We start from the raw sequence: 12,398 nt of genomic DNA, 5'->3' as shown, positions 1-12,398 counted from the left end.
AACAATTTCTGCTGGTTACCCAGCCGGACTATGGCAAGCTAAGCAGTATATTACTGGCAGTATCCGTACCTAACTTTCTCCCTGCCAGGTATGCACCGCTGGTTTTTTTCGCTCTTTATGTGCTGCCTGCTGGCCCAGCCAGTGCTGGCGCAGGTACCCGTTCTCCCTGATTCCGTAAGCCACCCGAAAGCAGCCGGCCAGCCCCCGATAACCCCGTGGATAAAGCGGCCGGCAGTGTGGCGAGTAGCATTGCCGGTGACGCTGGTAACAATGGGCTACTTCAGCCGCAACGAAAATCTGCTGGATGAGCTGAAGGAGGAAGTGCACGAAGAAACCCGGGAAAACTTTCCCAACTTCCACACCCGTCTCGACGACTATACCCGGCACGCGCCCGTGTGGGGTGCTTACGGCCTGTATGCGCTGGGCTTGAAGGGGGAAAGAGGCGTGGTGCCATTTACCGTGTGCTACGGCCTGTCGCACGCGCTGAACACGGGGCTGGTGAGCCACCTCAAGCGCGCCAGCCACACCCGCCGCCCCGACGACCCCGCTGACTTCAGCTCCTTTCCATCGGCCCACACGGCGGAGGCCTTCATGACGGCCACGCTGCTGCACGAGCAGTTTGGCCGGCAGCATCCGTGGGTGTCGGTGGCGGGCTACAGCGTGGCCACGGCCACCGGAGCCATGCGCATGCTCAACAACCGACACTGGGTAACCGACGTGGTGGCCGGAGCCAGCATCGGGTTTCTATCGGCGGAAACGGTGTGGCGGCTATATCCGGCGGCGGCGCGCCTGCTGCCGCAGAAACTGGGCCGGAAGCTGCTGCTGGTGCCGGCCTATATGCCCGGCGGCGCGGTAGGGGCCGTGGCCAGAATTGAGCTGTAAACAGCCGGCGGCAGTTGTGCAGTATTGACAGGCCGGCGCCTTGACTTGGCTACTCCAGCCCTAGCGTACCAGCACGTAGGGCTGCAGCTTCACGAATGTGGCTTCGTCCAGCACCCGAATCTGGCGCAGGTCGGTGGCTTGCCGGAAAGGGCCGTGCTGCTGCCGGAAGGCCACCAGCACCCGCGCCAAGCGCTTGCCCACGTAGGGGTGGGCCTGCAGCACATCGAAGGAGGCGTTGTTAACGTCAACCAAGGTTGGCGCGAATCCCGGGGCCACGAAGGTGTACTTGCGCAGGCTATCCACCAGGTCGGGCGCGTCGCGCAGGGCGTAGATTTCAGTTAGCTGATCCTCCGCGAGGAAGCCGCCCAACCGCTGCCGGTACTCTACCACCCGCCGGGCGTAGCCACGCCCAATACCGCGTATCTGCATCAGCTGGGCGGTATCGGCCGTGTTCACGTCAAATGCTGCCAGGCGCGTAGGTTTGCGGGTAAAACGGCCGGGCATAGTCTCAAACGGTTTCTGCTCACCGTACCGGCCGGGCTGGTTACGCGTATAGGAATCGGGGCTGCGCGCAGGCAGTTGGTCGGGCAGCTGCATGTAGGGGGCCAGCCGGGCATAGGTCGTATCGGAGAGGCCGTAGGCTTTGCGAATCTGCTCTTTGGCGCGGAAGCCACCCACGGCATTTTTGTATTTCACCAATCGTTCGGCCAGCCAGGCCGGCAAACCGCGGGCCTGCCAGTCGAGGGCGCTAAACGAATTGGGGTTGAAGGGAGCCAACGCCACCTGGGGCACCCGGTTACGGCTGGCGTAGCTGCGGCGCGGGTAGCGGCTGACAAATGGGGGCTGGGTAGTGCGCCGGGCTGCCAGCTCCGCCGCCCACTGGTTGAGCTGGCGCTGGTCAGAGGCGGGGTTGTACTGCGGCAGCGCGGGCCGGAGCAAGGTGGGCAGAAACAGCCACAGCAGCACCAACGCAAGCAGCACTACCAGGCCGGAAGTTTCGCGGCGGGAGAAACCGAAGTAGCGGCGCATTGCCCGCCGCAGGGGATGCAGCACGGAGCGGCGGGGAGCAGCCGGGGTTGCGGGCGCCGGACGCCGGGTGGGAGCAGACATAACAGAATACGCGAGGGTAACGGATACTACTGCTGAGTTTAGGCGGAAATCGGCACAAAACCAAACCCATCGTCCCGTTGCCAGCTAAGGCCTACTTCCGGATCTTTACGTCTACCTCGTAGCGGTAGCGGGGCGGGCCACCCAGGGGTACGGCAAAGAAGGGCAGGGCCACATCATACTGGTCCGTCACGTAAAATACTAGGTCGTTGGTAGCCTTGGAAAGCGATGTGAGCTGCATATCCAGGGACAGGCCGTGCTCCTTATCGACAATGGGGTGGGTGCTGCTGGCCCAGGCGTTGTCGCCGCTGGCTTTGGCCGGGTGCCCATTCTTCGCCACACTAAAAATCTTCAGGCTCACGTCGCCGTCCACATCAAAATTGCTTTGCTTGATGCTGACCACCCGGTCATTCACGAAGGGGTATAAGTGGGTGCGGGCGCGCTTCTGGGGTGAGAGGCGAAACGAGTATTCGTAGGTAAAGGCATTGCCGCCCTCCACGGGTATGTTTTGGGTGGGGGATGTGCTCAGAAAGTAGCGGTACAGGTTGCCGTCGTCACCGGTTTTGCCCTGCGCAATCAGCTTGAACACGTACCCGTCGAACTCCTTTACAAATTCCCCTTCCAAGGGGTTCAGCGGCCCGAAGGTGTACCACTTGTTGTCGTAGGCTTTATCGGCGCCAAACTTTGCTTGCTTGAGCAGCGTGCCGGCCCGGAACTGGCCCCGGGGTTCGGTGGCGCGGGCATCGGTGGCGGAATGAGTGCCGGGGCCGCCGTAAAGGCTGAACTCGGTGGTGGTGTTCCAGCCAAACTTAGCCTCATCGTGCTGGCCGCCGCAGTCGGGGTCGAACACGCGGATGTACACGGGCTGGCGGTTTTCCTTCGGAATAAGGAAGAAAAAGGTTTGGGTGAAATCATCGTCGCCCCAGCTTTTATCGGCTTGGCTGCCGAACGTGACCAGGTACGCAATGTTTTCGCCGGGATTGGGCACGGCCTGCGCCTGCCCGGCTCGGGGTAGCAGCCAAAGAACCAGCACTGGCAAGCCTGCCAGGGCCCGCAGAAAAGACAATACCATATACCGAAAGTACCGCCCGCTACGTAAATTCAGCAAAACACTCGGCCAACTGGCGGTTTGCGTTGCCGAAACCGCGTCGGGCCCGTATCATTACGTCATATTCTGCTTACCCCAATTATCAGCGCCGATGCCCACTGCCACCCGTACAACCGATTTTCTGGATGCCCTGGCTACCGATGTGGAGCGGGTGCGGGAAATTACCAACCGCCGCTTCCGCCCCCTCTCTGATGACCAACTGAACCGAGGCCCCGGCCCCGGCAAGTGGAGCGTGGGCCAGTGCCTGGAGCATCTCAACATTGTGGGTGGGCTGTACCTGCCGGTTATCAGCCGCAAGGTGAAAGCCGCGCGGGAGCGGGGCTCCTCGCCGGCCGAAACGGTGGCGCACGGTTTCATTGGGCGGAAAATGACGGACGCCATGCGCGCCTCCGCTACCGATAAACCCATGAAAGCGCCCCAGCAGTACGCGCCCAGCGGCTCCCGGCTGCCGCGCACGGTTATTGAAGTGTTCAGCCGACAGCTGGACGAGCTGGGCAACCTCATCGACCAAGCCCGCGGCATCAACGCCAACGCCGTGCGCATCCCCAACCCCATCATTCCGCTGCTGATTCCACGGCTGACCGATGTGCTTGAGCTACTGGTAACGCACATTGACCGCCACATCCGGCAGGCCGAGCGGGTGCTGGACGCGCGGGAGCAATAAGGGAAATACTGGACCAGAAGACCGTCATGCAGAGCGGAGCGACGCATCTCGCGTGCTGACAGTCTGCCACTACCAAAAGAGTCCTGCCGGCCGCGTGCTGGCAGGGCTTTTTTGTTGCTGTAGTGAAAGTTTCTGTCGGTACGCGTGTGGAATCCGGTTCAGCTTGGCATCTGGGTTTTTACCAACTTGCCCCGCTCATTCGTTCCTACTGCATGCGTCCTTTCCTGTTAAGTGTACTCGCCTTGCTGATGTTCTTAGCCACTGGCTCGTCGCAAACCACCCCGCCCGGCGCGGGCGGCCCCAACCCCGCCACCTGGAAAAAGATTGACCAGCTGCTGGCCAAAGACCAGACGGCCTCGGCTGCTAAGCTGCTGGAGCCCCTGTACCAGCAGGCCCGCCGCCAGCAGAATACGCCCGAGCATCTGCGCACCCTGCTGTACAAGCTGCGCCTGCTGGAAGCCAGGGAGGAAGAAGCCGACGTGCAGGCCATTCAGCTGGTGGAGCAGGACCTTAAAACGGCCCAATTTCCGGCCCGGCCGGTGCTGCACAGTCTGCTGGCCCAGCTCTACGCCCGCTACTACGACAACCACCGCTACCAGCTCTACGACCGAACCCAGACCAAACCCGACACCGCCGACCAGAGCCGCCAGGATCTGCGCACCTGGGATGCGGCCCGCCTCGGCGCGGCCGTGGTGCAGCACTACCGCGCCTCCGTGCAGGACGAGCCCCGCCGCCAGCAACAGCTGAAGCTATCCACGCTGGGCTACCTCAGCCACGGTGGCAGCGCCGAGGGCCGCAAGTTGCGCCCTACGCTCTACGATTTGCTGGCCCACCGCGCCGTGGAGGGCCTCGGCAACGATGAGCTATACATCACCAAACCCGCCCAGCAGTTCGAACTGACAGATGCCGCCCTATTCGGTCCCGCCCCGGAGTTTGCCCGCCTGAAGCTGACGGCCCCGCTGGCCGATTCGCTGAACGGACAGTTCCACGCCCTGCAGGTGTTGCAGCAGCTGCTGGCATTCCGCCTCCAGGATGCCGGCAACCCCGCCGCGCTGGCCGACGCCGACCGGCTGCGGCTGGAGTTTGTGCACGCGCACGCCACGCTGGCCAACAACACCGAGCTGTACCGCACCGCTTTGGCCCGCGCCGCCGAAACGTACAAGGCCCTCCCCATCAGCGCGGAGCTGCGGGTGTTGGAAGCCGGCACCTGGGAAGAAACCGACCCCGCCAAAGCTCACGCGCTGGCCGTGGCTGCCGAGCAGCAATTTCCTAAGTCCCGGGGGGCGCAACAGGCCAAGGCCCTGCGGCAGCGGCTGGAGCGGCTGGAACTGGCCTTTACCACTGAAGAGGTGCTGCTGCCTAACCAGCCCTGGCAGCTGCGCCTGACGGTGCGCAACGCCCCGCGCTTATATGCTGCGGCCTACCGCGTAAGCAACGCCCAAGTACTGCGGCAGCTGGAGCGGCCCGAGCTGTACGAGAATAAAACCTGGCAGCAGCGCTACGCCCGCGCCCTGGCGGCCCAGCCCGCTGCCACCTGGACGCTGGACGTGCCCGGCCCCCAGGACTTCCGTAGCCACACCGTGCAGCACGCCGGCCCGGCTTTGCCGCTGGGGCACTACCTCATCGTGCTGAGTACCGCCGCCAGCAACCCTACCAAGGAGCAAGCCGGCGTGGTAACGGCCTACAGTCAGGTGCAGGTGAGCGAGCTGAGCTACGTGCGCCGCAGTGCCGACCGCACCGAAGGCCCCGAGCTGCTGGTGCTGCACCGCCAGAGCGGCGTGCCCCGGCCCGGCGTGCAGGTGCTACCTTTCTTCCAGTACTACAACCAAAGTCGCCGCGAGTACCTGCGGCGGCGCGGTGAGCGGCTGACCACCAACGCCGAGGGCCAGACCCAGATTCCGGTGGGCCAGCTCACCAGCGAAAACACCCAGATTGAGGCCGCCCTGTTCACCCAGGGGGCTGATTCGCTGCTGATGACCGAGAGCCTGGGCTACTTCACGCCCCGCCGCAACCAAGTGCCCCAGTACGAGCAGCCGCATATTCGCACCTTCCTTTACTCTGACCGCGCCATCTATCGTCCTGGCCAAACGGTGTATTTCAAAGGAATTCTGACGGAGGAAAAGGCCGGCAAGCCACGGTTACTGCTGGATTCTCCCCTGAACGTGGAGCTACTGGACGTGAACCGGCAAGTGGTGAAGCAGCTGAGCTTCCGAACCAATGATTTCGGCTCCTTCCACGGCTCCTTTGTTCTACCTACAGGCTTGTTGAATGGGGAAATGACGATTCAGACCCAGTTTGGCAGCATTAGCTTCGCCGTAGAGGACTACAAGCGGCCCACGTTCCAAGTGACGTTTGAGCCGGTGAAAGGCACGCCGGTGCTGGGCCAGCCCGTAACGGTGCGCGGTAAGGCTACCGCCTACGCCGGCCAGCCCATCGACGGGGCCACGGTGAGCTACCGGGTGGTGCGGCGCACGTTCTGGCCCTTCTTCGGCCGGGGCGGTTACGGCGGCGGCCGGCCCGAGCAGGAAATCCTCAGCGGCACGGCCCGAACCGATTCTGCCGGGGGCTTCGCCATCACCTTCGAGGCCAAAGGCGACGCCGCGGCGGCCGGCAAGCGCGGCGGCTGGGGCCCCAGCTATGCCTTCGAGGTAATGGCCGACGTGACGGATGCCGCCGGCGAAACCCGCACGGGCACCCAGCGCGTGAGCCTGGGCACCGAGGCCCTGACGCTACGCTTGGAGCTGCCCGAGCTGCTCAACCGCGCCGAGCTGCCCACGCCCCGCCTTTTCAGCACCAATGCCGCCGGCGAGGCCCAGCCTGCCCGGGGCCAGCTGCGCCTCTACCGCCTCACGCTGCCCGCCCGGCCGCTGCGTCCCCGCCTCTGGGAGCAGCCCGAGCGGGAAGCTCTGAGCCAGGAAGAATTTAAACGCCGCTTCCCGCTGGATGCCTACGGCCGGGAAGACAACGACAGCACCTGGGTCCGCACGCTGGTGCTTACCCAGGACTTCGACACCGACAAAACCCCGCTGTTGCCCGCCCTGCAAACGGCCCTGGCCGCCCAGCAGCCCGGCCGCTACCTGCTGGAAGCCACCGCCGCCCCGGCCGCGGCCGGTCAGCCCGAGGCCCGCGCCGAGCAGCGGTTCACCCTGTTCGACCCCGCTGCCAGCACCTTGCCCGTGCCCACGGCCGACTGGTTTGTGCCCTTGCAGGACAGCATAGCGCCCGGCCAGGCCGCCCGCTTCCTGGTGGGCAGCTCCCTGGACGGGGCCCGCGTGCTGCTGGAAGCCGAGGCCAAGGGCGAAACCCTGCGCCACGAGTGGCTGACGCTGCCCGCCGGGGAGCAGCGCGTGGTAGAAGTGCCCGTGCCCGCCGCCCTCGGCGAAACCCAGCTCTACGTGCACCTCACCCAGGTGCGCGACAACCGCCTGTACACCCACACGGCCCAGGTGCAGGTGACCATGCCGCCCGCCCCGCTTGTGCTCAGCATTGCTACCTTCCGCGACAAGCTGCAGCCCGGCCAGAAGGAAACCTGGCGCGTTACCATCCATCAGACCAACGGCCAACCCGCCGATGCCGAGCTGCTGGCCACGCTCTACGATAAGTCGTTAGACGTATTCCGCGCCCACGATTTCGCCGCCCCGGAGTTCTACCGACCCTACTTCCCGCCCACGCTGGGCTGGCAGGGCCGCTTCGGCACGGAGGAAGGTAAGGTGCTGTTCAGTCCTGAGCTTACGCTTGTGGACCCAGGACCTGAAATGTACCCGGAGCTGAACCTGTGGGAGTACGCTTCCAGACACATGATGGCCGTGGAAGAAGTAGTTGAGGCCAAACCACATGTTGTTGCTGCGGCACCTGCGGGTCGGGTAATGCTTCGGGGCACGGCAGCCCTTTCACAAAAAAAAGGAGTTGTCAGCCCAGCTATGTATGGTGATGCGGCCGACGCTACGGCTGCACCTGCTCCGGCCGCGGCTCAACCCGACCTCAGCACCGTGCAGGCCCGCAAGGATTTCCGGGAAACGGCTCTGTGGATGCCCGCCGTGCGCACCAATGCCCAGGGCGAAATCGTGCTGGAATTCCAAATGCCCGAAGCCGTGACGCGCTGGCAGCTGCTGGCCCTGGCCCACGACCAGCAGTTGCATACCGGCCTGCTGCGCCGGGAGCTGGTGACGCAAAAGAGCCTACAGGTAACCCCCAACGCCCCCCGCTTCTTCCGGGAAGGCGACCAGCTGACCTTCTCGGCCAAGCTCAGCAACCTCACCGCCCAGGCCCTCAGCGGCACCGCCCAGCTCCTCCTGCTCGACGCCCGCACCCAGCAGCCCCTGGAAAGCCAACTCCTCAAAAGTCCCGCCCAGGTTCGCTTCAGCCTCAGCGGCAACCAGAGCCAGGCAGTGAGCTGGAACCTGACCATCCCCGAAGCCGCCGAGGGCCAGCTCCCCCTCGAAGCCATTACCTACCGGGTAGTAGCACAAGGAAAATCGGAGGAATTAAAAATTAAAAACGAAAAATTAAAAGCTGGACGAAAGGCCCGTAAAGAGGCCAGAAACGAGCAACAAGCAACTAGAAACCAGCAACTAGAAACTTTCTCCGATGGCGAGGAAAATACCCTGCCGGTGCTACTGAATCGGGTGCTGCTAACCGAAACGCTGCCGCTGGCGGTGGTGGGGCCGGCTACCCGGGAGTTTGAGTTGAAGAAGCTCACCAGCACCACCTCCGGCACCCGCCGCAACTACTCGCTCACGCTGGAGATGACGCCCAACCCGGCCTGGTATGCCGTGCAGGCGCTGCCCTACCTGATGGAGTACCCCTATGAGTGCTCCGAGCAGACTTTCAGCCGCCTCTACGCCAACCTGCTGGCCGCTAAAATACTGCAGAGCAACCCCCAGCTGCGCACCACGCTGGCCGAGTGGCAGCGCGCCGCCCAAGCCGGCGACAAAGCTGCCCTCACCAGCAAGCTGGAGCAAAACCAGGAGCTGAAGGCCCTGCTGCTGCAGGAAACGCCCTGGGTGCGCGATGCCCAGAACGAAACCGAGCGGATGCGCCGCCTCGCCGAGCTGTTCGACGAGCCCCGCCTGAAAGCCGAAACCGCCCGCGCCCTCACCAAGCTCCGCCAGATGCAGCTGCCCGACGGCTCCTTCCCCTGGTTTGAGCGCATGCCCGCCGACCGGTATATCACCCAGCTCATCGTGGCCGGTTTCGGCAAGCTGCAAAAGCTGGGGGCCTTCGATGCCCAACAGGACCCCACCGCCCGCCAAGTCCTGCAAAACGCCGTGGCATATCTGGATGGGGAGCTGCAGCGCGACTACACCCAGCTCCGCAAGCAGTCTAAAGTAGATTTGAAGCAGGACCACCTCTCCGACCTGCAGGTGCAGGCCCTGTACGCCCGCAGCTTCTGGCTCACGTTGGCCGTGCGCAAGGAAGCCCAGCTGGCCCAGGCCTACTACCAGCAGCAGGCCGCCACCTACTGGCCGGGCCGCACCCGCTACCTGCAGGCCGAAATAGCCCTGGCTCTGCACCGCGCCAAAACCCAGTCCGCCGCCGTGAAGGCCATCCTCACGGCGCTCCAAGAAAATGCCCTGCACTCGCCGGAGCTGGGCATGTACTGGAAGGACGTGCGCGGCGGCTACTACTGGCGCGAAGCCCCCACCGAAACCCAGGCCACGCTCATCGAGGCCTTTGATGAGGTGCTGAACGACCAGAAATCGGTGGATGAGATGAAGCTGTGGCTGCTCAGCCAGAAGCGCGTGCAGAACTGGGAAAGCACCCGCGCCACCGCCGACGCCTGCTACGCTCTGTTGCTGCGCGGTTCCAACTGGCTGCAGCCCACTCAGCCCCTGCAGGTAACGGTAGGAGGGAAGCCCGTGCAGCCCACCAGCCAGCAGGCCGGCACCGGCTACTACAAAGTCACCTGGCCCGCCGCCGACATCAAGCCCGCCCAGGGCCGCATAACGGTGCAGAAACCCGACGCCGGCGTGGCCTGGGGCGGCCTGTACTGGCAGTACTTCGAGCAGCTGGACAAGATTACGCCTGCCGCCACGCCCCTGCAGCTGGAGCGCCGCCTGTACCGGGAGCAGCGCACCGCTGGCGGCCCCGTGCTGGAGCCCCTCACCGCCGCCACGCCCCTGCGCGTGGGCGACGTGCTGGTGGTGCGCCTGGTGCTCCGTGCCGACCGGGACCTGGAGTACGTGCACCTCAAAGACCAGCGCGCCGCCGGCCTGGAGCTCATCGGCCAGACTTCTGGCTACCGCTACCAGAGCGGCCTGGGCTACTACGAAAGCCCCCGCGACGCGGCCACCAACTTCTTCATCAGCTACTTCCCTAAGGGCACCCACACCTTCGAGTACCGGCTGCGGGCGGCCCAGGCCGGCAACTTCTCCGGCGGCCTTTCCCAACTGCAGTGCCTGTACGCTCCCGAGTTTACGGCCCACTCGGCCGGCACGCGGGTGCAAATTGCCGGGCAATAATCTGGCCTGGAAGCTGGATAGGGCTGGATTTTACTTCTGTGGCAGACAAGCTGCTCGGTGGTGAAATCTAGCCTTTTACCTTACTGGGGTTGCCCTGCCCGCCAATGGATTGTACATTTGCAGTCCGTTTGGTTTTAAGTTAGAATGAAGTTGTTACAACGAGCTGCTTTCCTACTACTGGCATTGCTATTGAGTGCTGCCACTGCCTGGGCTCAGGACGAAGCCAAAGCCCCTGCCACGCCTACCAACCTTCCGGGTGAGGAAAAACTATCGGCCCAGGAGCGTGCCGAGCGGGATTTCCTGATGCCTGTGCGCCGCAAGCAAGCTGCCAAACTGAGGGCCACGGCCGAGGAAGCCGGGGTACACCAACCTGCCATTGAGGCCACGGCCCACAACCTGGAAACCCTGCCGGAAGCCGAAAAGCTGGTCCCCGTAGCCGCCCCTGAAGCCAAAGCCGCCCCGGCCGTTGTACACCGCCGCACCAGCAGCTCGCACCGTCGGCATACCAGCACGCACCGCAGCAGTAGCCGTACCTCGTCGCGCAAAAAAACTACCGCGAAAAAATCGACAGCAAAAAAGACAAGTACCCGGAAAAAAAGTAGCCGACGCCGGTAGTGCCTACTTAAACTCCCAACAAAAGCCCCGCCGATGATGCATCGGCGGGGCTTTTGTTGGGAATGTGCTTGACCCTTACGCGTCTTGGGGCATGAGGCGCACCACCAGCCCATCCATGCGCGGGTGCAGCCGGATCTGGCAGGAGAGGCGGCTGCCCTGCGTCATCACGGGCAGGCTTTCCAGCATGGCCAACTCATCGTCGGAGGGCTCGGGCAACTCGGGGCCGGCCAGCACCTCCACGTGGCAGGTGCCGCACAAAGCCATGCCGCCGCAGGTAGCCTGAATGTCGTAGCCATCGGCCTTCATCACCTCCATCAGGCTTAAGCCCATATCAGTGGGCGCCTGAATTTCGCGCCGCTGGCCGGGCGCCTCCTCTACATATACGCGTACGTCGTCAGTCATAAGTATTCAGTTATCAGTTGTCAGTTGCCGGTTGTCAGTGCGCTATTCCGAAGAACAACCTGACAACCGGTAACTATCAACTGCTTACAGAGTAGGTACCCCGTTTACGGTAGTGTATTTGAGGGTGTACTTTTTGTCGGGGAAGATGTACTTAAAGGCACCCTGGCACATCAGCGCCGCCTCGTGGAAGCCGCAGAGGATGAGCTTCAGCTTGCCCGGATACGTATTGATGTCGCCGATGGCGAAGATACCGGGCTCCGAGGTGGAGTAGTCCAGCGTGTTCACCTTCACCGCGTCATCTTCAATTTCCAGGCCCCAGTCGCCAATCGGGCCCAGCTTGGGCGTGAGGCCGAACAGCGGGATGAACGAATCCACGTCTACCTGCTCCGCCTGGCCATTGTTGCCGGTAATGGTCACGGCATTGAGGCGGCCGTTGCCGTGTACGTGGGTTACATTGCTGCTCAGCACCAGTTTCACCTTGCCGGCTTCGTGCAGGTTCTTCACTTTCTCGGCCGAGTCGGCGGCGCCGCGGAAAGTAGTGCCGCGGTGTACCAGGGTTACCTCCTTGGCCACGTCGGCCAGGAAAATTGTCCAGTCGAGGGCCGAGTCGCCGCCGCCGGCAATTACCAGGCGCTGGTCGCGGAAGGTTTCCGGGTCGCGCACCATGTAGTACACGCCTTTGCCGCCTTCAAAATCGGTGAGGCTTTCGATGGCGGGCTTGCGCGGCTCGAAGGAGCCCAGACCGCCGGCAATGGCAATGGCTTTACAGTTGATTTCGGTGCCGTCGATGGTAGTTACCACAAATGAGCCGTCTTCCAGCTTGCGGTAGCCTTCTACCCGCTCACCCAACGTGAAAGTGGGGTGGAAGGGCTCAATCTGCCGCATCAGGTTTTGCACCAGGTCACCGGCCAGTACTTCCGGGAAGCCCGGAATATCGTAAATCGGCTTCTTCGGATAAATTTCCGACAATTGCCCGCCTACTTGCGGCAGGGCATCCACTACGTGGCAGCGCAGTTTCAACAGTCCGGCTTCAAACACCGCAAACAGCCCTACCGGGCCCGCCCCGATAATACAGATATCGGTGGAAATAGAATTAGTCATGCAACAACAGCGAAAAACGAAACAATTGGCCCGTAGTACGCAGGCCACTGGCTAAACA

At 63.3% G+C, this 12,398-nt stretch carries 8 protein-coding genes; 4 read left to right on the top strand and 4 right to left on the bottom strand.

The window, feature by feature from the left end:
* Positions 1 to 90 precede the first annotated feature (90 nt).
* Entirely contained in the window at positions 91 to 882 is a 792-nt protein-coding gene (locus LF252_RS12915; RefSeq protein ID WP_226270007.1) for a phosphatase PAP2 family protein, read from the top strand.
* Between the two features lie 60 nt (positions 883 to 942).
* On the opposite strand, the gene LF252_RS12910 is transcribed toward LF252_RS12915, so the two are convergent.
* Together LF252_RS12910 and LF252_RS12905 are read right to left on the bottom strand one after the other, a co-directional pair.
* Complete coding sequence (locus LF252_RS12910) at positions 943 to 1,992, bottom strand: ComEA family DNA-binding protein (RefSeq protein ID WP_226270006.1); 1,050 nt, start codon at positions 1,990 to 1,992, stop codon at positions 943 to 945.
* Positions 1,993 to 2,083: 91 nt separating this feature from the next.
* Positions 2,084 to 3,061 (bottom strand): hypothetical protein, encoded by a 978-nt coding sequence (locus tag LF252_RS12905; RefSeq protein WP_226270005.1) that lies wholly within the window; start codon positions 3,059 to 3,061, stop codon positions 2,084 to 2,086.
* 127 nt (positions 3,062 to 3,188) lie between these two features.
* Between LF252_RS12905 and LF252_RS12900 the strand changes: the two genes are divergently transcribed.
* The 3 genes from LF252_RS12900 to LF252_RS12890 all read left to right on the top strand — a co-directional run bounded on the left by LF252_RS12900 (position 3,189) and on the right by LF252_RS12890 (position 10,837).
* The gene (locus LF252_RS12900; protein WP_226270004.1) at positions 3,189 to 3,761 is read left to right on the top strand and encodes a DinB family protein; all 573 of its coding nucleotides are present in this window, start codon (positions 3,189 to 3,191) and stop codon (positions 3,759 to 3,761) included.
* Positions 3,762 to 3,973: 212 nt separating this feature from the next.
* On the top strand, positions 3,974 to 10,222 hold the full coding sequence (locus LF252_RS12895) for an alpha-2-macroglobulin family protein (RefSeq protein ID WP_226270003.1): 6,249 nt from the start codon (positions 3,974 to 3,976) through the stop codon (positions 10,220 to 10,222).
* 189 nt (positions 10,223 to 10,411) lie between these two features.
* Entirely contained in the window at positions 10,412 to 10,837 is a 426-nt protein-coding gene (locus LF252_RS12890) for a hypothetical protein (protein ID WP_226270002.1), read from the top strand.
* Positions 10,838 to 10,912: 75 nt separating this feature from the next.
* On the opposite strand, the gene LF252_RS12885 is transcribed toward LF252_RS12890, so the two are convergent.
* Both LF252_RS12885 and LF252_RS12880 read right to left on the bottom strand, forming a co-directional pair.
* Complete coding sequence (locus LF252_RS12885) at positions 10,913 to 11,239, bottom strand: 2Fe-2S iron-sulfur cluster-binding protein (protein ID WP_125417987.1); 327 nt, start codon at positions 11,237 to 11,239, stop codon at positions 10,913 to 10,915.
* A gap of 84 nt (positions 11,240 to 11,323) precedes the next feature.
* On the bottom strand, positions 11,324 to 12,340 hold the full coding sequence (locus tag LF252_RS12880) for an NAD(P)/FAD-dependent oxidoreductase (RefSeq protein WP_226270001.1): 1,017 nt from the start codon (positions 12,338 to 12,340) through the stop codon (positions 11,324 to 11,326).
* Positions 12,341 to 12,398: the final 58 nt, after the last annotated feature.

The organism is Hymenobacter pini (assembly GCF_020421205.1).
GTDB classification, from domain to species: domain Bacteria; phylum Bacteroidota; class Bacteroidia; order Cytophagales; family Hymenobacteraceae; genus Hymenobacter; species Hymenobacter pini.
This window is presented reverse-complemented; position numbering and strand designations above follow the sequence as displayed.